The sequence below is a fragment of the Micromonospora sp. S-DT3-3-22 genome, from assembly GCF_015354745.1.
In the GTDB taxonomy this organism is placed as follows: Bacteria; Actinomycetota; Actinomycetes; order Mycobacteriales; family Micromonosporaceae; genus Micromonospora; species Micromonospora wenchangensis.
Window position 1 is genome coordinate 1 of sequence record NZ_JACGMO010000010.1, and the last position, 22,076, is coordinate 22,076.

22 protein-coding genes are annotated in these 22,076 nt (G+C 73.9%); 7 read left to right on the forward strand and 15 right to left on the reverse strand.

The window, feature by feature from the left end:
- The first annotated feature begins 133 nt into the window (after nucleotides 1-133).
- The gene (locus tag H1A17_RS04360; protein ID WP_375372788.1) at nucleotides 134-1,207 is read left to right on the forward strand and encodes a hypothetical protein; all 1,074 of its coding nucleotides are present in this window, start codon (nucleotides 134-136) and stop codon (nucleotides 1,205-1,207) included.
- Between the two features lie 33 nt (nucleotides 1,208-1,240).
- Nucleotides 1,241-2,125, forward strand: coding sequence for a 3-methyladenine DNA glycosylase (locus H1A17_RS04365; RefSeq protein ID WP_145918301.1), 885 nt, complete (start codon nucleotides 1,241-1,243; stop codon nucleotides 2,123-2,125).
- Nucleotides 2,126-2,166: 41 nt separating this feature from the next.
- Here H1A17_RS04365 and H1A17_RS04370 read toward each other — a convergent pair whose 3' ends face one another.
- The 9 genes from H1A17_RS04370 to H1A17_RS04410 form a co-directional block, all read right to left on the reverse strand.
- Complete coding sequence (locus tag H1A17_RS04370) at nucleotides 2,167-3,324, reverse strand: cellulose binding domain-containing protein (RefSeq protein ID WP_194821127.1); 1,158 nt, start codon at nucleotides 3,322-3,324, stop codon at nucleotides 2,167-2,169.
- Nucleotides 3,325-3,412: 88 nt separating this feature from the next.
- Nucleotides 3,413-3,811: a DUF4180 domain-containing protein gene (locus H1A17_RS04375; protein WP_194821128.1), complete on the reverse strand. Its 399-nt coding sequence runs from the start codon at nucleotides 3,809-3,811 to the stop codon at nucleotides 3,413-3,415.
- Between the two features lie 69 nt (nucleotides 3,812-3,880).
- Nucleotides 3,881-4,306, reverse strand: a complete 426-nt coding sequence (gene arfB, locus H1A17_RS04380; RefSeq protein ID WP_145918298.1) for an alternative ribosome rescue aminoacyl-tRNA hydrolase ArfB — start codon at nucleotides 4,304-4,306, stop codon at nucleotides 3,881-3,883.
- 9 nt (nucleotides 4,307-4,315) lie between these two features.
- Complete coding sequence (locus tag H1A17_RS04385; RefSeq protein WP_145918297.1) at nucleotides 4,316-4,624, reverse strand: hypothetical protein; 309 nt, start codon at nucleotides 4,622-4,624, stop codon at nucleotides 4,316-4,318.
- A gap of 108 nt (nucleotides 4,625-4,732) precedes the next feature.
- Nucleotides 4,733-5,596, reverse strand: coding sequence for a S1C family serine protease (locus H1A17_RS04390; protein WP_194821129.1), 864 nt, complete (start codon nucleotides 5,594-5,596; stop codon nucleotides 4,733-4,735).
- Nucleotides 5,597-5,657: 61 nt separating this feature from the next.
- Nucleotides 5,658-6,617, reverse strand: coding sequence for a VWA domain-containing protein (locus H1A17_RS04395; protein ID WP_145918295.1), 960 nt, complete (start codon nucleotides 6,615-6,617; stop codon nucleotides 5,658-5,660).
- The gene (locus H1A17_RS04400) at nucleotides 6,614-7,606 is read right to left on the reverse strand and encodes a DUF58 domain-containing protein (protein WP_145918294.1); all 993 of its coding nucleotides are present in this window, start codon (nucleotides 7,604-7,606) and stop codon (nucleotides 6,614-6,616) included. Before H1A17_RS04400 ends, H1A17_RS04395 begins: the two co-directional genes overlap by 4 nt.
- Nucleotides 7,603-8,652 carry a MoxR family ATPase gene (locus H1A17_RS04405; RefSeq protein ID WP_145918293.1) on the reverse strand — a complete coding sequence of 350 codons (1,050 nt, stop codon included), beginning with the start codon at nucleotides 8,650-8,652 and terminating at the stop codon, nucleotides 7,603-7,605. Before H1A17_RS04405 ends, H1A17_RS04400 begins: the two co-directional genes overlap by 4 nt.
- Nucleotides 8,653-8,872: 220 nt before the next feature.
- Nucleotides 8,873-9,394 carry a hypothetical protein gene (locus H1A17_RS04410; protein ID WP_194821130.1) on the reverse strand — a complete coding sequence of 174 codons (522 nt, stop codon included), beginning with the start codon at nucleotides 9,392-9,394 and terminating at the stop codon, nucleotides 8,873-8,875.
- 397 nt (nucleotides 9,395-9,791) lie between these two features.
- Here H1A17_RS04410 and H1A17_RS04415 point away from each other — a divergent pair, with 397 nt between their 5' ends.
- Nucleotides 9,792-10,727, forward strand: coding sequence for an endonuclease/exonuclease/phosphatase family protein (locus H1A17_RS04415; RefSeq protein ID WP_228542921.1), 936 nt, complete (start codon nucleotides 9,792-9,794; stop codon nucleotides 10,725-10,727).
- Nucleotides 10,728-10,742: 15 nt separating this feature from the next.
- On the opposite strand, the gene cimA is transcribed toward H1A17_RS04415, so the two are convergent.
- Complete coding sequence (cimA, locus tag H1A17_RS04420; protein WP_194821132.1) at nucleotides 10,743-12,326, reverse strand: citramalate synthase; 1,584 nt, start codon at nucleotides 12,324-12,326, stop codon at nucleotides 10,743-10,745.
- Between the two features lie 278 nt (nucleotides 12,327-12,604).
- On the opposite strand from cimA, the gene H1A17_RS04425 reads away from it, so the two are divergent.
- Both H1A17_RS04425 and H1A17_RS04430 read left to right on the forward strand, forming a co-directional pair.
- Nucleotides 12,605-13,063: a PRC-barrel domain-containing protein gene (locus H1A17_RS04425; RefSeq protein WP_145918290.1), complete on the forward strand. Its 459-nt coding sequence runs from the start codon at nucleotides 12,605-12,607 to the stop codon at nucleotides 13,061-13,063.
- A 77-nt stretch (nucleotides 13,064-13,140) separates the two neighbouring features.
- Nucleotides 13,141-13,896: a tyrosine-protein phosphatase gene (locus tag H1A17_RS04430; protein ID WP_194821133.1), complete on the forward strand. Its 756-nt coding sequence runs from the start codon at nucleotides 13,141-13,143 to the stop codon at nucleotides 13,894-13,896.
- 402 nt (nucleotides 13,897-14,298) lie between these two features.
- Here H1A17_RS04430 and H1A17_RS04435 read toward each other — a convergent pair whose 3' ends face one another.
- Nucleotides 14,299-15,396, reverse strand: a complete 1,098-nt coding sequence (locus H1A17_RS04435) for a branched-chain amino acid aminotransferase (RefSeq protein WP_194821153.1) — start codon at nucleotides 15,394-15,396, stop codon at nucleotides 14,299-14,301.
- A gap of 111 nt (nucleotides 15,397-15,507) precedes the next feature.
- Complete coding sequence (locus H1A17_RS04440; protein WP_145918288.1) at nucleotides 15,508-16,539, reverse strand: 3-isopropylmalate dehydrogenase; 1,032 nt, start codon at nucleotides 16,537-16,539, stop codon at nucleotides 15,508-15,510.
- Nucleotides 16,540-16,760: 221 nt separating this feature from the next.
- Between H1A17_RS04440 and H1A17_RS04445 the strand changes: the two genes are divergently transcribed.
- Nucleotides 16,761-17,636 (forward strand): FAD:protein FMN transferase, encoded by an 876-nt coding sequence (locus tag H1A17_RS04445; protein ID WP_145918287.1) that lies wholly within the window; start codon nucleotides 16,761-16,763, stop codon nucleotides 17,634-17,636.
- 358 nt (nucleotides 17,637-17,994) lie between these two features.
- Entirely contained in the window at nucleotides 17,995-18,351 is a 357-nt protein-coding gene (locus H1A17_RS04450) for a hypothetical protein (protein ID WP_145918286.1), read from the forward strand.
- Nucleotides 18,352-18,436: 85 nt separating this feature from the next.
- On the opposite strand, the gene serA is transcribed toward H1A17_RS04450, so the two are convergent.
- From serA to ilvN, 3 genes are all read right to left on the reverse strand, one after another.
- Complete coding sequence (serA, locus tag H1A17_RS04455; protein ID WP_145918285.1) at nucleotides 18,437-20,035, reverse strand: phosphoglycerate dehydrogenase; 1,599 nt, start codon at nucleotides 20,033-20,035, stop codon at nucleotides 18,437-18,439.
- A gap of 441 nt (nucleotides 20,036-20,476) precedes the next feature.
- Nucleotides 20,477-21,490 carry a ketol-acid reductoisomerase gene (gene ilvC / locus H1A17_RS04460; RefSeq protein WP_145918284.1) on the reverse strand — a complete coding sequence of 338 codons (1,014 nt, stop codon included), beginning with the start codon at nucleotides 21,488-21,490 and terminating at the stop codon, nucleotides 20,477-20,479.
- Nucleotides 21,491-21,560: 70 nt separating this feature from the next.
- Nucleotides 21,561-22,076 (reverse strand): acetolactate synthase small subunit, encoded by a 516-nt coding sequence (gene ilvN, locus H1A17_RS04465; RefSeq protein ID WP_067307043.1) that lies wholly within the window; start codon nucleotides 22,074-22,076, stop codon nucleotides 21,561-21,563.

The following is a 22,076-nucleotide window of genomic DNA, read 5'->3' on the forward strand; positions in this document are numbered from 1 at the left end:
GGTCGTGCCGGTCACCCCGACCGCGCCCGCCCCCGGGATGACCACCGCCGGCAACCCGGGCGCGCCCCGGCCGGCGCCGCAGGTCACCGTGGCCGTGGCACCCGCCGCGACAGTGGTGCCGGGTTACCGGATCATGGTGCGGAACACGGGCGGCTCGGCGGTGCAGACGATGGTCCGGCAGGAGTTGCCGGCCGGCACCTCGACCACCGCGGTCAGCGCGGGCGGCCTGGTCACCCGACCGGGCGGGGCGGGCTCGGGCGGGGAGGTCACCTGGCGGCTCGTCCTGCCGGCCGGGGCGACCCGGACCCTGGACACCGCCCTGGCCGCCGCCGCGCCGGGCCAGGCGCTGACCGCGCCGGCCTGCGCCTACGCCGGTGACGGCGACCAGCCGTACGACTGCGCGACCGCAACCTGGCACAGCGCGGCGACCCCGGAGGCGGTGGTGCCCGCGACGCCGACCTGGCGACAGCCGCCGATCCTGCTCGGCGCGGCCCTGGTGGTGCTGGCGCTGCTGGCCGGCGCGCTCTGGTGGTGGCGGCGGGCCCGGCGACGGGCGGGCGGGATCGAGCCGACCGGCACCGCGCCGGTGGCGGCCGGCACCCCGCCGTACGCGGGCGGCCCGGCGACCCCGGGTGGCGGGACGGTGTACCCGCGCCCCGCCGTGCCCGGACAGGTCGGGCGACGCCGCAGCCCGTCGGTGTGGCTGGTGGTGGGGGTGGCCGCGACGGTGCTGGCCGGGGTGGTCTTCGCCGCCGCCTGGACGGCCACCCGCCAGGTCGCCGCCATCGACACCACCAAGCAGCCGACCGCCGGGGCGTGGACGGGCACCACCATGACCGGTCCCGTCGGCACCCCGCTGCGGGAGAAGGCGTTCGAGTTCACCGTCTACCGGGTCGTCTGCGCCACCGCGAAGGTGGCCAGCCAGCAGTGTCAGGCCACGGTCGGGGTGCGCAACGTCACCCCGGAGCAGCAGAGCTGGCACGGTCAGCTCCAGCGCGCGTACCTGCCCGGTGGGACCTGGGTGAGCACCGACGAGGACGCCACCCGGCTGGCGAACCTGGGGCGGGACGTCTTCGCCCAGCCCGTCTCGGCGGGCAGCCGGGTGGTGCTGCCGCTGGTCTTCACCGTGCACGGCATGCAGAAGCCGGAGCAGTTGGAGCTGCGCAGCGGGGTGTTCTCCGCCGGGGTCCGGGTGGACGTGCCCTGACCGGGGGCGGGCGGCGGTCGTACCCTGAGGGGTGTGACCGCCGCCCTCGCCCCCGCCGCCCTCGACGCGGCCGACTGGCAGGCCCGGCGGGCGGCCCACGCGGCGCGGGTGGCGACCTGGCTGGACCCGCACCTGGCCCGCCGCCGCACCGGCGCCCGGCATCCGGTGGAGGACTTCCTCTTCACCTACTACTCCTACCGCCCGGCGCAGTTGCGCCGTTGGCATCCGGGCGCGGGGGTGCTGCTGCGCGACGCGGACCCGGCCGAGTTCGGCCGGGACTACCGCGCCGACCCCGCCGGGGTCACCCTCGACACCGGGCGGGTACGCGCACGCCGCGCCGACTCGATCGGCTGGATCGGGGAGCTGCTGGCCGCGACCGCCGGCCGCCCGGCCCACCTGGGCTGCTTCGGGATGCACGAGTGGGCGATGGTCTACCGGCAGACCCAGGAGGAGGTCCGGCACAACGCCTGGCCGCTGCGGCTCAGCCCGGACGACACCGCCGCCGTGGTGCGTGAGCGGGGCGTGCGGTGCAGCCACTTCGACGCGTTCCGGTTCTTCACCGCGCCGGCCCGGCCGCTGAACGTGCTCCAGCCGAGCCGGGACACCCAGCACGCGCTGGAGCAGCCGGGTTGCCTGCACGCCAACATGGATCTCTACAAGTGGGCGTACAAGCTCTCCCCGCTGGTCGCCGCGGAGCTGGTGGCGGACTGCTTCGCGCTGGCCCGGCAGATCCGGACGCTGGACATGCGGGCCAGCCCCTACGATCTGGCCGCCCTCGGCTACCCGCCGGTGCGGGTGGAGACCGCCGAGGGCCGGGCCGAGTACGCGGCGGCGCAGCGCGGCTTCGCCGAGCGGGCCGCCGTGCTGCGCGCCCGGCTGCTGACCGCCCTGGACCACGCCACGGCGGCTGCCGGCTGACCCGGGTGAGGGTCCGGGCCGGGGCCCGGACCCTCGTCGGATCAACTGGCGGTGCAGGTCGCCGTGGGGGCGGTGGCGGTGCCGGTGTTGGTGCCGAGGAACCCGAAGGTGGCCTCGGCGGCCGGGGCGAGCGCGCCGTTCCAGCTGACGTTGCGGGCGGTGACCGCGCTGCCGGTCTGGGTCAGGTCGGCGTTCCAGGTCTGGGTGATCTGCTGCCCGGCGGGCAGGGTGAAGGTGACCCGCCAGCCGGTGGTCCGCGCGGTGCCGGTGCTGCGGACGGTCACCTCGCCCTGGTGCCCGCCCTGCCACTGGTTGGTGATCCGGTAGCTGGCGGTGCAGGCCACCCCGGCCGGCGGCGGCGAGGTGGTCGGCGGGTCGACCGTCGGTGACCCGGTGGGCCGGACCGTGGGGCTGACCGTCGGGCTGGGCGAGATGGTGGGGCTGGGCGTGCCGGTGGGGCTGGGCGTCGGGGTGACCCCGCCGAGGGCGGCCACCAGCGCCGGGTACCACCTGTCGGACATCTTCTGGTCACCGGCCGCGTTGGGGTGCACCCCGTCGTAGGTGTCGGTGGTGGTGCTGAACCCGGTCCACTGGTCGACCACGACGATCGGCGACGCGGCGGTGGTCTTCCCCGCCGCCCAGCCGTCGATCACGGCGTTCAGGGCCACCGCCCGCTGCCCGCACTCGGCGCAGCTCGACGGGGCCATTGGGATGATCTTGGCGACGATGATCCGCATCGCCGGGTTGCTGGCCCGCATCTGGTCCACCAGCTTCGAGTACGCGGCGAGGATGGTGGCCGGGGCGATGTTGCTCCACACGTCGTTGGTGCCGAAGTGCATGAGCACGACGTCGGGGCGGGTCGCGGCGAGCCAGCCGGGCAGCAGGTTCTGGTTGGCGACGTTCGTCACCAGGTAACCGCCGTGGCCCTCGTTGTCCCCGTCGTACGGCTGCCCGCACCCCTGCGGGCCGAGGGTGCCCACGAAGTCGACGTCGGTGTGGCCGGTGGACTGGAGGCGGTTCCACAACAGGGAACGCCAGCAGCCGGGCGAGCCGGTGATCGAGTCGCCGAGCGGCATGACGCGTACCGGGGTGGCGGCGGCGGGGTGGGCCGCCGGGGTGGCGACCAGCCCGACGAGCAGGGTGAGGGGGACGGCCGCGAACGCGGCGAGCAGGGCGGAGAGGAACGGCCTTCGGAGCATGGTGAGGGGACTCCTGTCACGTGACGACGTGCGGTCGGTGACGGCCCGGTTGCTCCCACGGACATCCCACCAGACCGGCCGCCCCGACTCAACGCCCTCCCGCATCCTGGCGAAGCGCTTCGACACGCAGCCGCTCCTCCAGCTCGGCCATGGTGTCGACGAACCAGAGCTGGCCGCCCCGGTTGGCCTCGACGACGAAGTCACGCAGGGCGGTGCTCCGCCCGACGTGCCCGGAGATGTCACCGACCACGGCCAGCCGCAGCCGGTAGTTGACGAACTTCTGCACCACCGCGCCCGCCACCCCGGTACGCAGCGTGAAGAACTCGACGGCGAGCCGGCGTACCGGCAGCACCACCAGGTCGACCCCGTGGCCCAGTGCCGCGCCGATCACGTCGGTGGCGTCGTCGCCGCCGCAGATCCGCGGCCCGTCGGGGGCGCAGGCGAGCGCGGTGGTGCCGGCGAGGGTGACCAGGGTGTCGGTGGACATGCCCGCCAGCCTAGGCAGCGCCGGCCCGCCCCGGCCCGGGTTTTCCGCCACCGCACCGGCCCGGGCGGGTCAGTCGCCGTCGGCGCGGCGGTCCCGTTTGCGCTGGGACTGGCGCTTCTTGTCGGCCAGCCGGCGTTCCTTGGCGCCCCGGGAGGGCCGGGTGGGACGCCGGGGCGGCGGGGGCGGGGCGACGGCCTCGCGCAGCAGGGCGACCAGCCGTTCCCGGGCCGCCTCCCGGTTGGCCAGTTGCGCGCGGTGCTCGCTGGCGGCGATGGTGAGTACCCCGTCGACGAGCCGGCCGGCGAGCCGTTGCAGCACCCGCTCGCGCAGCGCCGGGGGCAGGCTGGCGGTGCCCGCCACGTCGAAGCTCAGCTCGACCCGGGAGTCGGTGGTGTTCACGCCCTGCCCGCCCGGCCCGGACGAGCGGGAGAAGCGTTCCCGCAGCTCGGCGGCGGGCACGGTCCACCGGTCGGTCACCCGCAGTCCGTCGTCCATCCGGCGAGGTTAGCGCCCCCGGCCGCCGGTGGGCGTCACGGTCGCCGAGGGTGCGGGGCCGGGGGCCGGTTCGGCCCGGTCGTGGTCCGGTCCGACGGCGGCGTAGGCGACCGCCCCGAACAGCAGCAGCGCGATCACCCCGACCTTGGTGAAGACCGCCCGGACCAGCACGAGGGCGGCCCGGCGGGCACCGGGGACGGCCCGCTTGGCGGCCCGGTAGTCGGTCCAGCCACGGCGGGCGCGGGCGTACTGCGCGCCGACTCCCCAGCCGACGACGAGGCCCACCACCAGCAGCAATGCGATGAGAGGTAGCTCCACCCACGCCAGTATCCATACTTAGCGCCATATTTCTATAGGCTGATGGCCCTGACCTCGACATCTGTAAGTTTTACCTGGTCACAGCCGCCGTTGTCGGACGGCACGGGCTCAGCCGCCCTTGCCGATGATGGTGTCGGCGGTCTGTTGCACCTGGTCGATGGGGATGGCGAAGCCGATGCCGATCGACCCGCTGCCGTCGATGGTGGCGATCGCCGTGTTCACCCCGACCACCTCGCCCCGGGCGTTGACCAGCGGGCCGCCCGAATTGCCCGGGTTGATCGACGCGTCGGTCTGCACCGCGCTGCGCCGGTTGGTGCCCAGCCGTACCTGCCGGTTGAGGGCGCTGACGATACCGGCGGTCACCGTGCCGGCCAGGCCGAGCGGCGAACCGACCGCGAGCACCGGTTCGCCGACCCGGGTGGACCGGGGCTTGGCCAGCGGCAACGGGGCCAACCCGGCGGCCGACGGGACCTTCAGCACGGCCAGGTCGCTGCCGGGCTCCCGGCCGACCACCTCGGCGGCGTACCGGCGGCCGTCGGGCATCTCCACGGTCACCGCGCCACCGCCGCCCCGGGCCAGGATGTGGTCGTTGGTGACGATGTGCTGCTCGTTGTCGATGGCGAAGCCGGAGCCGGTCGCCGACTGCCCGGCGGTGCCGCCGCCGACCAGCACGGACACCACCCCCGGGACGGTCTTCTGGGCGGCGGTGACCAGTTCCGCCGGGACCGGGGCGGCGGAGGCCGCCGTCGGGCCCGCGCCGTCCTGGCCGGCCACCCAGCCGCCGGCCGCCGCGCCGGAGACGGTGGACAGGGCGACCACCGCCACGACGGTCCACAACCGCCCGCGCCAGCGCCGCCGGGACGGGTCCTCCCCCGGCGACGGTACGTCCCACCGGGGCCGGCCGTCCGGCCCCAGGTCGGGTGAGAGGAACCAGGGGCCCCGGGGCTCCCCCAGGCCGGTCGGTACTGCCATACGTCCGCTCCTCACTGTGCGCTGCGACGGATCAGGGGCAGGTGGGCCAGCACGGTCCCGCTCAGGGCAGGCGGGAGAACCAGCGCATCGACCCGGCCGCCGCCCCCATGGCGAAGACCAGCCCGAGCCCGATGAACCGGGCGGAGATGTCCTGACGTTCCTTGCGGTAGCCGACGGAGGAGCCGATGTCCTCGTAGACGTCGCGTAGTTCGGCGCTGCTGCCCGCCTCGTGGAAGCCGCCCCCGGTCTGGTCGGCGACCGCCCGCAGGGTCTGCCCGTCGACCGGCACCTGGATCGGCCGGCCACCCCGGTCGACGAACCCGCCCGGGGTGCCGAACGAGATGGTGTGCACCGGCACCTTCGCCGCGACGGCCGCCGCGGCCGCTTCCATCGGGTCGGCGCCGGAGGTGTTCGCCCCGTCGGAGAGCAGGACGACCCGGGCCGGCGGTGGTTGCTTGGCCGCCTTCCCGTCGAGGCTCTTCACCGCGCCGAGACAGGCGCTGATCGCCTCGCCGATGGCGGTGCCCTGTACCCCGGTGATCCCCTCGGCGAGCCGGTCGATCCCGTCGTGCAGGGCGCCCCGGTCGGTGCTCGGCGGCACCAGCACCGCCGCGCTGCCGGCGAACGCGACCAGCCCCACGTTGAACTCGTCGGGCAGCCCGTCGACGAAGGTCCGGGCGGCCTCCTTGGCGGCGGCCAACCGGTCCGGCTCCACGTCGGTGGCGAGCATCGACGTGGAGACGTCCACGGCGACCATCACGGTGGCCCGCTCGCGGGGCACCCGTACCTCGGCGGTGGGCCGGGCGAAGCCGACCACCAGCAGCGCCAGCATGGCCAGGAACAGGCCGGCCGGCACGTGCCGCCGCCAGGCGGGCCGCTGCGGGGCGACCCGGTCGAGCAGCCGCAGGTTGGTGAAGCGGACCGCGTACCGGCTGCGTCGCCGCTGCGCCAGCAGGTAGCCGGCGGCCAGCGCGGCCACCCCGAGCAGCAGCAGGAGCCGGGCGGGTGACTGCCAGTTCACGCGGCACCTCCCCGGGGCGCGGCGGACGCCGCCAGCCGACGCTGGGCGTGCACGTGCCGCACGATGTCGGCGGTCCAGTCCCGGTCGGTCCGCAACGCCAGGTGGTCGGCCCCGCTGCGGCGCAGCGCGCGGGCCACCTGGGCGCGTTGCGCGGCGGCGGCGCTGGCGTAGCGGCGGCGCAGCCCCGGGTCGCCGGTCCACACCTCGCGCCGCCGACCGCTCTCCGGGTCGACCAGGGTGATCAGGCCGACGTCCGGCAGCTCCAGCTCACGCGGGTCGGTCACCTCGACCGCGAGCACCTGGTGGCGGGCGGCGAGGCGGCGCAGCGCCGGCTCCCACGGGGTGGGGGCGTCGTGGTCGTCGGGCAGCCCGTCGAGGAAGTCGGAGACCACCACCACCAGCCCACGCCGGACGGCGACCCGCTGCACCGCCGCGAGCGCGGCGGTCAGGTCGGGGCCGACCGGCGGGGTGGCCGGTGCCGGGTCGTCCACCCGGGGGGCGTGCAGCAACGCGCGGAGCAGGCTCAGCAGGTGGGTACGCCCGCAGCGGGCCGGGAACCGGCGCAGCCCGTCGCGGCCGAGCACCTGCGCGCCGAGCCGGTTGCCGGTGCCGGCGGTGAGGAAGCCGACCGCGGCGACGGCGGCCACGGACAGTTCCCGCTTGTCCAGCTCGGCGGTGCCGTACTCCATGCTGGGGCTGGCGTCGACCAGCAGCCAGGTGGTCAGCTCCCGGTCGGCGTCGACCTCGCGGACGTGCGGGACGGTGGTGCGGGCGGTGACCGCCCAGTCCATCCGGCGTACCTCGTCCTCGCCGGGGCGGTACTCGCGGCTGCCGGCGATCTCGCTGCCGGGGCCGGGCAGCAGGCCGCGCAGTTGACCGTGGAGCAGCCCGTCCAGCCGGCGGGTGACGGTCAGTTCGAGGCGGCGCAGCCGCCGTTCGGGGGCGAGGTCGGCAAGGGTCGGGCCGGCCGGGGCGGTCGGGGCGCTCACGCCGCCGCCAGGTCGGGCGTGTACTCGGGGTGGCCGGTGGCGAGCACCGGGGGCGGCACCGCCTGGACCAGCCGGTGCACCACCGCCTCGGCGCTGACCCCGTCGGCGACCGCGTCGAACGAGAGCACCAGCCGGTGGGCGAGCACGTCGACCGCGAGTTCGCGGACGTCGTCGGGGAGCACGTACTCGCGGCCCCGCAGCAGCGCCTGGGCGCGGGCGGCGGCGACCAGGCCGAGGGTGGCCCGGGGGCTCGCCCCGTACGCCAGCATCGGGGCGATCTCCGGCAGCCCGAAGCGGCCCGGGTCGCGGGTGGCGAGGATCAGCCGGACCACGTACTCGGCGAGCGCGTGGTGCACGAAGACCTGGGCGGCCCGACGCTGGTAGTCGCGCAGTCGGACCGGGTCGAGCACCTGGCGGGGGCGGGGGCGGTCGCTGCTCATCCGGTAGAGGATGGCCAGTTCGTCGGCGTCGCTCGGATAGTCGACGACGATCTTCATGAGGAAGCGGTCCCGCTGCGCCTCGGGGAGTTGGTAGACCCCCTCGGACTCGATCGGGTTCTGGGTGGCCAGCACCAGGAACGGCTCCGGCACCGGCCAGCTCCGCCCGCCGATGGTGACCTGCCGTTCGGCCATCGCCTCCAGCAGCGCGGACTGCACCTTGGCCGGGGCCCGGTTGATCTCGTCGGCGAGCACCAGGTTGGCCATGATCGGGCCCAGTTCGACGTCGAAGTTCTCGGTCGAGGCCCGGTAGATCCGGGTGCCGACGATGTCGGAGGGGACCAGGTCGGGGGTGAACTGGATGCGGGTGAAGGTGCCGCCGACGACGGTGGCGAGGGTCTGCGCGGCCAGCGTCTTGGCTACGCCGGGCACCCCCTCCAGGAGGCAGTGGCCGTCGGCGATCAGCGCGGTGAGTAGCCGTTCGACGAGTCGGTCCTGCCCGACGATCACGCGTTTGACCTCGAAGAGGGTCTGTTCCAACTCGGCGCCCGCCGCGTCGGCATCGACCGGGCGGGGCAGGCTGGCCAGGGTGTCCGAGATGTCCGTCACGGTGCTTGCTTCCCGGGGTCACCGGCCGGCAAACGTCGGAATTTCGTACCCTGGCCGCACCATTCCCACCCGGATCGGGACGACCTGCCCGTCCGGGCGGCAACGCCGTGCGGCGGCGGAACCGGTACGTCGACGCGACATCCGCGCCGGAACGGGTGGTGGTCCACAACAGACGGTGCCGACCCCCGGTGGGGGCCGGCACCGCCGACGGGTCCGCGCCTCAGTTGGCGACGAACAGGTGGAACGGCTTGTTCGACGCCGATCCGCCGGAGCTGTACGTCTGGATGAAGACGCCGTTCGGTGTCTGGTTGCGCGGGGCGACCGAGATCTCGCCGGGCGGCGGCACGTTGAACTGGTCGTTGGTGCCGATGGTGGCCTGGAACGCCTTCCCGACCACGCTGTAGTCGAGCAGCACCTGGTACTGGCCGGTGCCGTACTTGGTCGCCGAGACGACGTTCGCCGAGTGCTGGAGCAGGGTGCCGCCGCTGGTGACGACCGCCCAGGCGACCGAACCCGCGGCCGGCGGGGCGAGCGAAGCCTTCAGCGCCGCGCGGGCCTGCTGGGCTTCGGCCGCCGTTACGGACGGCTGACCGGCGACGCCGGCCTGCTGAGCCCCGGGCTGGGCTACCTCGGCCGAAGCCTTGGTCGCCGGCTGGGCGACGGCGATCCCGCCGCCGGCCAGGGTGAGCGCCAGGACGCCGAGCGTCACCGCCGCCGCCTTACGCCTGAAGAATGTGGCCATGACAGGTCTCCCTTTTGTGACCGTGGCGATACGGCCGGCCCACCGTACGGCGAGCCGGATAGAGCTGGTGTGATCGAGCCGGAATTGACGTGGACGGAAAGCCTTCCACCCGCGCCGGAAATAGTGAAGAAGGAACGCTTCCAACCGGCCTGAGCTGGGAAAACTACGCTCTGTTGCGGCACCTCAACGAGGAGGAACGTAGCACCGCCAAAAGCGGAGCGTCAATAGCCGACCAACCCGTTTTGCCATCTTGAAAACGATGTTGAAAATTGCGAAACGTGAACTCTCGGCCATTCGCGGACCGGCTCCGCGCCCGACGGAAACAGCATCGGCCACTAGGCTGGCCGCCGTGCTGACGACCCCGGTGCCGGCCACCACCCGACGTCCCGCCGTCCCGCTGATCTGCTGGCTGGCGGTGGCACCCGGCCTCGCCTGGGCGGTGGTCCGCCTCGTCGGGTTCGACCGGGGACCGCTCGTGCAGGCGCTCGCCTTCACCCCGTACGTGGCGGGATGGAGCCTGCTGGCCCTGACGCTGACCCTCGCCCTACGGTGCCGGTGGCCGGCGGTGGCCGCGGCGGTGGCGGCGCTGGCCCTCCTCGGCGCGGTGGCGCCCCGCGCGCTGCCCGACCGGCAGCCGGCGGCCCGGGGGCCGGAACTGCGGGTGCTCACCGCCAACCTGCTCGCGGGCGACGCCGACGCGGCCACCCTGGTCGAGCTGGTCCGCCGGCACGAGGTGGACGTGCTCACCGTGCAGGAGTTCACCCCGGCGGCGCGGGACGCCCTCGACCGGGCCGGCCTGGCCGACCTGCTCCTTCACCGCCAGCTCAACCCCGAGGTGGGCACCACCGGCTCCGGGCTCTACGCCCGGTTTCCCCTCTCCGACGGCGGCTTCCGGCGCAACGCGGGGTTCGCGTTCACCCAGGCGTACGCGACGGTGGCGGTGCCCGGCGCACCGCCGCTACGGGTGGAGTCGGCCCACCCGGCGGCACCCTGGTCGGTCGGGGTGGTCGGCGAGTGGCGCACCGACCTGGCGGGCCAGCCGCGCGCCACCCCGGACGGTCAGCTCGGCATCCTCGCCGGCGACTTCAACGCCACCCTCGACCACTCCCCGCTGCGTGCGCTGCTGGCCAGCGGCTACGTCGACGCCGCCGACGCCGCCGGGGCCGGGCTGGTGGGCACGTGGGGCCCGTACGACGGCGACCCGATCCCCCCGGTCACCATCGACCACGTCCTGGTCGACCGCCGGATCGCCGTCCATGCGGTCACCGTCCACCGGGTGCCCGCCACCGACCACCGCGCCGTGCTGGCCACCCTGCGCCTGCCCGCCCCCTGACGCCGGAGGGTCAGCTCACACCGCCGCGCGGTCGAGGCCGTAGGTGAGGGCGTCGACCAGGGCGTGCCAGGACGCCTCCACCACGTTGGGGTGCACACCCACGGTGGTCCAGTCCCGGCCGGTGCCGTCGGCGGTCTCCACCAGCACCCGGGTCACCGCGCCGGTGCCGTGGGTGCCCTCCAGGATGCGCACCTTGTAGTCGGCCAGCTCGAAGTCGCGCAGCTCCGGGTAGTGCCGGGACAGGCCGACCCGCAGCGCCTCGTCCAGGGCGTTGACCGGGCCGTTGCCCTCGGCGGTGGCGATCACCCGCTCGCCGCGTACCCGGATCTTCACGGTGGCCTCGGAGACCACCTCCCCGTCCTCCCGGTGCTCCACCAGCACCCGGTACGACTCCAGCGCGAACGGCCGCACCGGGGCGGCGTCCGGCAGTTCGGAGCGGACCAGCAGCTCGAACGAGGCGTCGGCGGCCTCGAACGACCAGCCGCCCGCCTCCAGCTCCTTGACCCGGGCGGTCACCTTCGACACGGCGTCCGGATGGCCGGCCAGGTCCAGACCCAGCTCGCGGCTCTTCAGCTCGATGCTGGCCCGGCCGGCCATCTCGGTCACCAGGATCCGCATGTCGTTGCCCACCACCGACGGGTCCACGTGGTTGTAGAGCAACGGGTCGACCTTGATCGCGCTCGCGTGCAGCCCCGCCTTGTGGGCGAAGGCGGCGGCCCCGGCGTACGCCTGGTGGGTGTCGGGGGCGATGTTGGCGATCTCGGCGATGGCGTGCGAGACCCGCACCATCTGTTCCAGGCAGCCGTCCGGCAGGACGGGCAGCCCGAGCTTGAGCTGGAGGTTCGCCACGACGGCGAAGAGGTCGGCGTTGCCGGGGCGCTCGCCGTACCCGTTGGCGGTGCCCTGCACGTGCCGCACCCCGGCCTCGACGGCGGCGATCGTGTTGGCCACCGCGCAGGCGGTGTCGTTCTGGGCGTGCATGCCGAACAGTTCCGGGGCGATCCCGGTCCGGGCGGTCAGGTCGGCGATCGCGGCGGTCACCCGGGACGGCAGCATCCCCCCGTTGGTGTCGCAGAGCACGAACCGCTCGGCCCCCGCGGCGAGCGCGGTCTCGACCACCGAGGCGGTGTACGCCGGGTCGTGCCGGAACCCGTCGAAGAAGTGCTCGCCGTCAACGAAGACCCGTCGCCCCTGCGCGACCAGGTGGGCGACCGTGTCCCGGACCATCGCCAGGTTCTCCGCGCCGGTGGTGCGCAGCGCACGTTCGACGTGCCGGATGTCGGCCTTGGCGACCAGCGCGACGGCCGGGGTCTGCGCGTCGAGCAGCGCGCGCACCTGCGGGTCGTCGGCGACGGCGACCCCGGCCTTGCGGGTGGCCCCGAACGCGACCAGCAGGGCGTGCCGCAGCTCCAGCTCGGTGCGGGCGCGGCGGAAGAACTCGGTGTCCTTCGGTACGGCGCCCGGCCACCCGCCCTCGATGAAACCGACGCCGAACTCGTCGAGCAGGCGGGCCACCGCCAGCTTGTCGATCACCGAGTAGCTGAGCCCCTCGCGCTGGGCGCCGTCGCGCAGCGTGGTGTCGTAGACCTGGAACGTCATCGAGAGTCCCTTCCTCGGAACGTGGGGGAGCAACAAAAAGACCCCCCGCGGATGCGGGAGGTCTGCGCGCTCGGCAGAGGGGAGGCCGGCGCGCTAGCTGCCAATAATGCGGGCGGAGCTGGTCACGGTCGCCACTCTGCCACTCCCTCCCGGATCTGGGAGACAGAATCCACATCCCGGGACACGGTGTGTGCGACGTCTCCCCGGGGGTAGCCCGGATTACGGACACGAGGCGCTCATCTCCGACAACGACGACGACAGTCGAGGCAGGGGTTCCGATGGACAGGCTCGACCCGCACAGCACACACGGCGTCACCGACCCGATGGTCGACGACGGTCAGGGCGCGATCCCCGGCGGCGCTCCCGGCGGGGCGTTCGACCCGTGGACCTACCGGGACGAGGCCGGGGTGGCCGACGCGGACCTGGTCGGCTACCGGGTCGAGGCGACCGACGGCGGCATCGGCAGGATCGACGAGGCGAGCCACGAGGTCGGCGGCAGCTACCTCGTCGTCGACACCGGGCCGTGGATCTTCGGCAAGAAGGTGATGCTCCCGGCCGGCACCGTCAACCAGGTCGACCACGACGACCGGAAGGTCCACGTCGACCGCACCAGGGACCAGATCAAGGCCGCTCCCGAGTACGACGAGAACAGCCACAGCGACGCGGCCTTCCGCGACAAGCTGGGCGGCTACTACGACGACACCTACGGCAACCTGCCGCCCGGTACCGCCCGGTAGCCGGCAGGCACGGCAATCGATCGACGGTACGGCCGGCGGGGCGGCGTGCACGCCCCGCCGGCCGTTACCGTGTCCGGGTGGACCCCACCGAGAACAGCCGCCGTATCCCGTTCTCCGCGATGTTCAACTTCCGCGACGTCGGCGGCTATCCCGGCCACGACGGTCACACCGTCCGCTGGGGCCGGCTCTACCGCTCGGACTCCCCGCACCGCATCGACGGCACCGACCGGGAGGCGTTCCGCGCGCTCGGCATCCGAACGGTGATCGACCTGCGCCGCCCGACCGAGGTCGACCGGGACGGCCGGGTGCCCGACCTCGACGGCCTGACCTACCGGCACGTCCACCCCGAGCACGCCGACTGGGCGCTGAGCCGCCACGAGCCGGACTCCAGCCTGGCCCGCTACCTCGCCGACCGGTACGCCGACCTCGCCGAGACCGGCACCGCCGGGCTGGCCGAGGCGGTCGGGCTGATCGCCGACAGCGCCAACGCGCCCGTCCTGGTGCACTGCGTCGCCGGCAAGGACCGCACCGGCATCGTCTGCGCGCTGACCCTGTCCGTGCTCGGCGTCGACGACGAGCAGATCGCCGCGGACTACGCGCTGAGCACCGAGGCGTCCCGGCAGTTCAGCGCCTGGCTGGCGGAGGCCATGCCGGACGCCGAGGCGCCGCCCGCCCCCTTCCTGGGCTCCCCCGTCGAGGCGATGTCGCTCTTCCTCGCCGAGCTGCGCCAGCGGCACGGCTCGGTCGAGGACTACCTGCGGCACGCCGGCGTCACCGACGCCCAGCTCGCCGCCCTGCGCGACCACCTGCTGGAGCCGCCCGCGCCGCAGTGACCGCACCGCCGACGGGCGGTCGACCACGTCCGTGCCCGCCCGCTTCGCCGACGCGCCCCGCATACACCCGCGCCGCTCTACCGGCCCGCCCCGCCAACCCTGAACATCGCCGCCGGCAGGGCGGGTCGACACAGGTGGAGGCTTCCCTACCGGCTGTCGCCGCCGGCCCGCCCGTTTGGTGCGGGCCGAGCGGACACCTGGGCTGATTCGTCCACGACACCAGGTCGAAAGGACGCACAGACCTGACTACCTGCCCGGCCGAGGAGTGCCTCAGCGCGCTGCCCGAAGCAGCTCGCCGACGCCGGGCGCGGGCAGCCGACCGTCGGGGGGCCCACCGGCCCCAGCCAGCGGGAAACAGGCGGGAGAGCCGGCGAGGTACGGGCGGGAGAGCGGCGGGGGCGGTCAGCGGATGTGCGTGACCCAGCCGTGCGGGTCGGGCGCCTCGCCCCGCTGGACCGCCACCAGCTGCTCCCGCAGCGCCGCGGTGGACCGGCCCGGCTCACCGCCGCCGATCACGAACTCGCCGCCGGGGTGCCGCACCCGGGCGATCGGGGTGATCACCGCGGCGGTGCCGCAGGCGAAGACCTCGCGCAGCCGGCCGCTCTCGGCGTCGGCCTGCCACTCGGCGAAGCTGACCGGACGCTCGACGACCCGGTGCCCGGAGGCGGCGGCCAGGGCGAGCAGCGCGTCCCGGGTGATGCCGGGCAGGATGGTGCCGGTCAGCGGCGGGGTGACCAGGGTGTCGTCGTCGTAGACGAAGAACACGTTCATGCCGCCCAGCTCCTCGACGTAGCGGCGCTCGACCGCGTCGAGGAATACCACCTGGTCGCAGCCGGCCTCGATCGCCTCGGCCTGGGCCGACAGCGACGCCGCGTAGTTGCCGCCGCACTTGGCCGCCCCGGTGCCCCCGGGGGCCGCCCGGGTGTAGTCCGGGGAGACCCAGACGGTGACCGGCTTCACCCCACCGGCGAAGTACGCGCCGGCCGGCGAGGCGATCACGCAGTAGAGGTACTCGCGGGACGGGCGGACGCCGAGGAAGACCTCGCTGGCGAACATGAACGGCCGCAGGTAGAGGCTGGCGTCGGCGGCGTCGGGGATCCAGTCCCGGTCGATCTCGACCAGCTTGCGCAGCGACTCGACGAACAGCTCCGCCGGTAGTTCCGGCATGGCCAGCCGCCGGGCGGAGGCGATGAACCGGGCGGCGTTGGCCTCCGGCCGGAACATGGTCACCGAGCCGTCGGCCCTGCGGTACGCCTTCAGCCCCTCGAAGATCTCCTGCGCGTAGTGCAGGACGGCGCTGGCCGGGTCCATCGGGATCGGCGCGCGGGCCTCGACCCGGGGGTCGTACCAGCCCTTGCCGTCGGCGTACCGGATGGTCACCATGTGGTCGGTGAAGACCCGGCCGAAGCCGGGGTCGACCAACAGGGCGGCCCGCTCGGCGGCGGATACCGGCGCGGGATTCGGACGGATCTCGAAATCGAGCATGTCACCACCGCTCATCGCGCTGACCTCCCTGCGGATCGACGGCACGCGGGAACCACGCACCGGGCTGACGTTCCAGAAACCTACCCCGAACGGTCGTTCAGTGGATAGCTCCACTTCCCGTGAGGGTCAGGACACCGCCTGCGCGGCGAGCCGGTCCCCCACCTCGTCGGTGCGCAACGCCACACCCGGGGTCCGGCCGGCCAGCTCGGCGGCGACCGCGCCGGTCACCCGGGCGGCGGCGTCGGCGTGGCCGAGCTGGTCGAGCAGGAGCGCGGCGGAGAGCACCGCGGCCACCGGGTCGGCGACCCCCTTGCCGGCGATGTCCGGCGCGGAGCCGTGCACCGGCTCGAACATCGACGGGTACGCCCCGGTCGGGTTGATGCAGCCGCTGGCGGCCAGCCCGATCCCCCCGGTGACCGCGGCGGCGATGTCGGTGAGGATGTCGCCGAACAGGTTGTCGGTGACCACCACGTCGTACCGCTGGGGCTGGGTGACCAGGAACATGGCGGCGGCGTCGACGTGCTGGTACTCGGTGGCGACGTCGGGGTGCTCGGCGGCGACGGCCGCGAAGGCACGGGCCCACAGCGAGCCGGCGTGGGTCAGCACGTTGGTCTTGTGCACCAGGGTGACCTTGCGGCGCTCGCGGCGGCCCGCGCGGGCGAAGGCGTCCCGGATGACCCGTTCCACCCCGTGCCGGGTGTTCAGGCTCTCCTCGGTGGCCACCTCGGCCGGGGTGTCGCGGTGCAGGCTGCCGCCGGCCCCCGCGTAGAGCCCCTCGGTGCCCTCCCGGACGACGACCAGGTCGACCTCGCCCGGCTTGACGTTGGCCAGCGGGCCGGGCACCCCCGGCCAGAGCCGGGACGGGCGCAGGTTGACGTACTGGTCGAAGGCGAAGCGCAGCTTCAGCAGCAGGCCACGCTCCAGCACGCCGGGCGGCACGGTGGGGTCGCCGACCGCGCCGAGCAGGATGGCGTCGTGGCCGGCCAGCTCGCTCAGCACCGAGTCGGGCAGCACCTCGCCGGTGCGGTGGTACCGCGCCGCGCCGAGGTCGTACTGCGTGGCCTCGACGCCGGGAAGCACGGCGTCGAGGACCTTGAGGGCCTGCGCGACCACCTCGGGTCCGATCCCGTCCCCGGCCACCACCGCGATCCGTGCCACCTGCTGCTCCTCACCTCGTCCGCTGAGCGCAACGGTACGTCCCCGTCCCGCCTCCCGGTACGCGCCTTCCACCATCTGGGAGAGCGAAATGCTCAGCAGGCTCCCAGGCAGCATTCATGGTGCGGTCATCTCCACTGCCTAGGGTCGGTGCAGGACGGGTCGTGGGGGCCCGGGACGGACCGGCCGCGACGCCGCGGCACCGTCGGTGAAGGAGCAGCGTGATGCGGACCGAGCAGCAGCGGGGGCCAGGCCGACTGGACGAGCAACCGCGCACCCGCTGGGTGGACCAGACGGCGTTCTCCCGCCGCCGTCCCGACCTGCGCCTGGGCACCCGCAGCCACCGCCTCGACTCCGCCGGTGACCCGTCCGGCGGCCGGATCGCCGTGCAACACTCCGTCCGGACCGGCACCGCCGAATACTCGCTCCTGCTCAACGCCCCCGAGGAACTGGGCCGGCGGGCGGTCGGCGACGCGCTGCGCGACGCCGTCGCCGAACTGCGGGCGATCGACCTCACCTACGGGCCGAACCGGCCGGAGAGCCTGGTCTCCCGGCTGCGGCGCGGCGAGATCAGCCCCGAGTCGTACCCGCCGCTGACCGACCTGGTCGACCGCTGCGCGGCCATGCGGGCCGCCACCGACGGCTGGTTCGACGCCTGGGCCGTCCCCGGCGGCTTCGACCCCGGCGGCCTGCTCAACGGCTGGGCGGTGGAACGGGCCGCGGCCCGGCTGCGCGCCGCCGGCATCACCGACTACGCGGTGCTCTCCGGCGCCGACCTGACGGTACGCGGACACGCCGCGCACGGCGGACCGTGGCGGGTGGCGGTGCACCACCCGACCGACGGCCGGCGGGCCCCGCTGGTGCTGGAGATGACGGCCGGCGCGGTGGGCACCTCCGGGGTCAGCGGCCGGCAGGGGCACGTGGTCGACCCGCACACCGGCGAACCGGCCGGGCAGCTGGTCGCCGCGACCGTGGTCGGCCCGGACCTGGCGGTGGCCGACGCCTACGCGACCGCGTTGTACGCGGCCGGGCCGGTGGGACTGTCATGGTTCCGCGCCGACTCGGCCTATCAGGCTCTCTTCGCCCACCGACGCCGCTGAGCGGTGTCGCGGCGCGTCGGCCGACCTGTGGAGGGGGTCCACGGGGTGGCGCGGTCGACGGGCCGGCGATCGGCCCCCACGGTCTCGGCAACGACCGTGGGGGCCGGTCAGCGACGAGTGCGCGTGGCTCGCGCATTCGAGGGGTGCGGACCGGCCGGCCGGACGCTCGGCCCCGTCACCCGAAGACGGGTCGACTTCCAACTTTCCCGATGACCGCTCCGGTACGCTAGCGAATCGACGCAACTCGACGCAAGAGTCTCCACAGCGGACCGTGTTTCTCCGTACACTCACGACCACCCGCGGCGATCACGGCGGGTCAGTGTCGCTCCGGCCCCCGGGTGATGGCACGCTGTCCGCCGTGAGTTTCGATCTGAGCGTGTGGGCCCTCCACGACGGAGCCACGCCCGAGGACGTCCGGGCGGCGGTGCGGCAGTGCCACGAGGGGCGGCACGGCGAGCGGTATCCCGACCCCCGGGTGGTCGCCTTCTACCGCGCCATCACCGCCACGTACCCCGACCGGCCCGCCCACCAGGGCACCCCCTGGGAGGTGTCACCGCTGCACGCGGCGGCCGACCACGTGGCGCTGAACCTCGTACCGACCTGCGACGACCAGGTGCTGCTCGACATCGAGCGGCTGGCCGGCGAGTACGACCTGATGCTCTTCGACCCGCAGGACGGTTCGGTCTACCCGCCGCCGTCGCGCCTGGCCCGCTGACGCTGCCACCCGGGACGGTCGGGTGTGGACGGCGGAGGGCCCGGCCGTGCGGCCGGGCCCTCCGTTTCCAACCGTGCGGGTGTGACTACTCGTCGCGCAGGTCGGCCGCGCTGGCGGCGGTCGCCCCGATCGAGTCGGCGGCCGAGGTGAGCAGGTCCGCCCCGAGCGCCTGGTCGACGGTGAGGGTCATCAGGGTCTCGCCGCCGGCCTCCCGACGGGCCACCTGCATGGCGGCGATGTTGATGCCGGCCTCGCCGAGCAGCGTGCCGACGGTGCCGACCACGCCCGGCCGGTCGGCGTAGCGCAGGAAGAGCAGGATGCCCTCCGCGCCGATCTCCACGTCGAACCCGTCCACCTCGGTCAGCTTGATGACGTCGCGGGCGCCGGTGTGGGCGACCGTGCCGGAGACGCTGACCGTACGACCGTCGGGCAGCGCGCCCCGCACGGTGACCAGGTTCGGGTGGTCGACCGTCTCGGCCTGGGTGGCGAGGGTCACCTCGACGCCCCGCTCGGCGGCCAGGTGCGGCGCGTTGACGTAGGTGACCTGCTCCTCCACCACCGAGCTGAACAGCCCCTTGGTGGCGGCGAGCTTGAGCACCGACACGTCGTGGTTGACGATCTCGCCGCGCACCTCGACGGTGACGCTGGCGGCCACCCCGCCGGCCACGGCGGTGAACGCCCGGCCCAGCTTCTCGGCCAGCGGCAGCAGCGGCCGGACGTCCTCCGCGACGACGCCGCCGGCCTGCACGTTCACCGCGTCCGGCACGAACTCGCCCTGGAGGGCCAGCTTGACGCTCTTGGCCACGGCCAGGCCGGCCTTGTCCTGCGCCTCGTGGGTGGACGCGCCCAGGTGCGGGGTGGCCACCACGTTGTCGAAGGCGAACAGCGGCGACGCGGTGCACGGCTCCTTGGCGTACACGTCGACGCCGGCGCCGGCGACCCGGCCCTCGGCGATCGCGTCGGCCAGGGCCTGCTCGTCGACCAGGCCACCCCGGGCGGCGTTGACGATCCGGACGCCCGGCTTGACGATCGCCAGCTCCTTCTCGCCGATCAGGCCGACCGTCTCCGGGGTCTTCGGCAGGTGGATCGAGATGAAGTCGGCCTCCCGCAGCAGCTCCTCCAGCCCCACCAGGCGGACGCCGAGCTGGGCGGCACGGGCCGGCTGGATGTAGGGGTCGTACGCGATCAGCCGGGTGCCGAAGGCGGCGATGCGCTGGGCGAACAGCACCCCGATGCGGCCGAGGCCGACCACGCCGACGGTCTTGCCCTGCAACTCGACACCGGTGTACTTGGACCGCTTCCACTCGCCGGCCTTGAGCGCGGCGCTGGCGCTGGCGGTGTTGCGCGCGACGGCGAGCAGCAGCGCGACGGCCTGCTCGGCGGCGGAGACGATGTTGGAGGTGGGGGCGTTGACGACCATGACGCCCCGCGCGGTGGCGGCCGGAACCTCGACGTTGTCCAGCCCGACGCCGGCCCGGGCGACCACCTTCAGGCGCGGCGCGGCGGAGACCGCCTCGGCGTCGATCTGCGTGGCACTGCGCACGATCACCGCGTCGGCCTCCGCCAGCGCGGAGAGCAGGGCCGGGCGGTCGGTGCCGTCGACGTGGCGCACGTCGAAGTCGTGCGCGAGCACCTCGATGGCGGCGGGAGCGAGTTCTTCGGCGATCAGTACGACAGGATTCATCGGTCCTCGTAGACGTCGTATTAGGTCGGCCGGGGCGACCGGGCGCCGCGATGCGCCCTGCGCCGATCCGTGCCATGGCCGTCAGGTGCCGGTCACGCACCTCACCAAGGATCGTAGGGGGCGCTCCGGCCGGCAGGTCCCGGTCTGCGGGGTGAGGGCCCTCACACAGGGTTGTCGCACGCCTGTCATCCCCCGTTCATCCGGCCCGGGAGCGCGGCGCGCGGGCCGATCGCGCCCGATGAGGCATCGATCACCCCGTCCCGCCTGGTGAACTGGCCAGCGCGGACCGCGACGGCGACCGGCGGGGCGGGTGACGCCGCAGCGGGTTCCGGCGGCGGCCGACGGCCCGGCCCGGCTCGCCGAGGGATGTGTTCACGCAGAAAGCGGTATGACTGGCCGGCATAGATATGCCAGCCAGTCATACCGCTTCACGTCACCAGGTCAGGCGGTCTCGGTGAGCGGGCGGTCCACCCAGCTCATCATCGAGCGCAGCTTCTGCCCGGTCTCCTCGATCGGGTGCGCCGCGCCCTCGGCCCGCCACTTGGCGAAGTTCGGCCGGCCCGCCTCGTCCTCGGCCACCCACTCGCGGGCGAACTCGCCGGACTGGATCTCACCGAGGATCTTGCGCATCTCCTCCTTGACCCGCGAGTCGACCACGCGCGGGCCCCGGGACAGGTCGCCGTACTCGGCGGTGTCGGAGATGCTGTAGCGCATCCGGGCGATGCCGCCCTCGTACATCAGGTCGACGATGAGCTTCAGCTCGTGCAGGCACTCGAAGTAGGCCACCTCGGGGGCGTAGCCGGCCTCGGTGAGCACCTCGAACCCGGTCTGCACCAGGGCCGCCGCGCCACCGCAGAGCACCGCCTGCTCGCCGAAGAGGTCGGTCTCGGTCTCCTCGGTGAAGGTGGTCTTGATCGCGCCGGCCCGGGTGCCGCCGATGCCCTTGGCGTACGCCAGGGCGAGCGGGAAGGCGTTGCCGCTGGCGTCCTGCTCGACGGCGACCAGGCAGGGCACGCCCTTGCCGTCGACGTACTGGCGGCGGACCAGGTGGCCGGGGCCCTTCGGGGCGACCATCGCCACGTCCACGTCGGCCGGCGGGGTGATCAGGCCGTACCGGATGTTGAAGCCGTGCCCGAAGAAGATGGCCTTGCCGGGGGCGAGGTTGGGGGCGATCGACTCGGCGTAGATGGTCCGCTGGGCGGTGTCCGGCGCCAGGATCATGATCACGTCGGCCTCGGCCGCCGCCTCGGCCGGGGTGAGCACCCGCAGGCCCTGCTCCTCGGCCTTGGGCCGGCTCTTGGAGCCCGCCGGCAGGCCGATCACCACGTCGACACCGGAGTCGCGCAGCGACAGCGCGTGGGCGTGGCCCTGGCTGCCGTACCCGATCACGGCGACCTTGCGGCCCTGGATCAGGCCCAGGTCGGCGTCGTCGTCGTAGTACACCTCAACGCTCATTGACTTCCCTTTCGTACGGCGGTCTCGTCGACCGTCGTGGACTGTGTGCGGTGGCGGGCGGGCGGCGCGGTCAGGCGGCGCGCAGCGCGGGGCCGGCGGTGATCGACCGCGAGCCGCGCCCGATCGCCACCGTGCCGGACTGGACCATCTCCTTGATCCCGAACGGCTCCAGGTCGCGCAGCAGCGCGTCGAGCTTGTCGGGGGTGCCGGTGGCCTCGACGGTGAGGGTGTCCGGCGCGACGTCGACCACCCGGGCCCGGAACAGGGCGACCGTCTCCAGCACCTGCGCGCGGGCGGTGCGGTCCGCGCGGACCTTGACCAGCAGCAGCTCCCGCGCCACCGAGACCTGCGGGTCCAGTTCAACGATCTTCAGTACGTTGACCAGCTTGTTGAGCTGCTTGGTGACCTGCTCCAACGGCGACGAGTCGGCGTTGACCACGATGGTGATCCGGGAGACGTCGGGGTTCTCGGTCTCGCCGACGGCCAGGCTGTCGATGTTGAAGCCGCGCCGGGAGAACAGGCCGGAGACCCGGGCCAGGACACCCGGCTTGTTCTCCACCAGCACGGACAGGGTGTGCAGGGTCAT

What these genes read in the sequence shown, in the direction of transcription:
- H1A17_RS04360 (WP_375372788.1), top strand. Translation starts at nt 134, where the DNA reads ATGGTGCGGAACACGGGCGGCTCGGCGGTGCAGACGATGGTCCGGCAG.
- H1A17_RS04370 (WP_194821127.1), bottom strand. Translation starts at nt 3,324, where the DNA reads ATGCTCCGAAGGCCGTTCCTCTCCGCCCTGCTCGCCGCGTTCGCGGCC.
- H1A17_RS04375 (WP_194821128.1), bottom strand. Translation starts at nt 3,811, where the DNA reads ATGTCCACCGACACCCTGGTCACCCTCGCCGGCACCACCGCGCTCGCC.
- arfB (WP_145918298.1), bottom strand. Translation starts at nt 4,306, where the DNA reads ATGGACGACGGACTGCGGGTGACCGACCGGTGGACCGTGCCCGCCGCC.
- H1A17_RS04390 (WP_194821129.1), bottom strand. Translation starts at nt 5,596, where the DNA reads ATGGCAGTACCGACCGGCCTGGGGGAGCCCCGGGGCCCCTGGTTCCTC.
- H1A17_RS04410 (WP_194821130.1), bottom strand. Translation starts at nt 9,394, where the DNA reads ATGGCCACATTCTTCAGGCGTAAGGCGGCGGCGGTGACGCTCGGCGTC.
- cimA (WP_194821132.1), bottom strand. Translation starts at nt 12,326, where the DNA reads ATGACGTTCCAGGTCTACGACACCACGCTGCGCGACGGCGCCCAGCGC.
- H1A17_RS04425 (WP_145918290.1), top strand. Translation starts at nt 12,605, where the DNA reads ATGGACAGGCTCGACCCGCACAGCACACACGGCGTCACCGACCCGATG.
- H1A17_RS04435 (WP_194821153.1), bottom strand. Translation starts at nt 15,396, where the DNA reads ATGAGCGGTGGTGACATGCTCGATTTCGAGATCCGTCCGAATCCCGCG.
- H1A17_RS04445 (WP_145918287.1), top strand. Translation starts at nt 16,761, where the DNA reads ATGCGGACCGAGCAGCAGCGGGGGCCAGGCCGACTGGACGAGCAACCG.
- serA (WP_145918285.1), bottom strand. Translation starts at nt 20,035, where the DNA reads ATGAATCCTGTCGTACTGATCGCCGAAGAACTCGCTCCCGCCGCCATC.
- ilvC (WP_145918284.1), bottom strand. Translation starts at nt 21,490, where the DNA reads ATGAGCGTTGAGGTGTACTACGACGACGACGCCGACCTGGGCCTGATC.
- ilvN (WP_067307043.1), bottom strand. Translation starts at nt 22,076, where the DNA reads ATGACCCTGCACACCCTGTCCGTGCTGGTGGAGAACAAGCCGGGTGTC.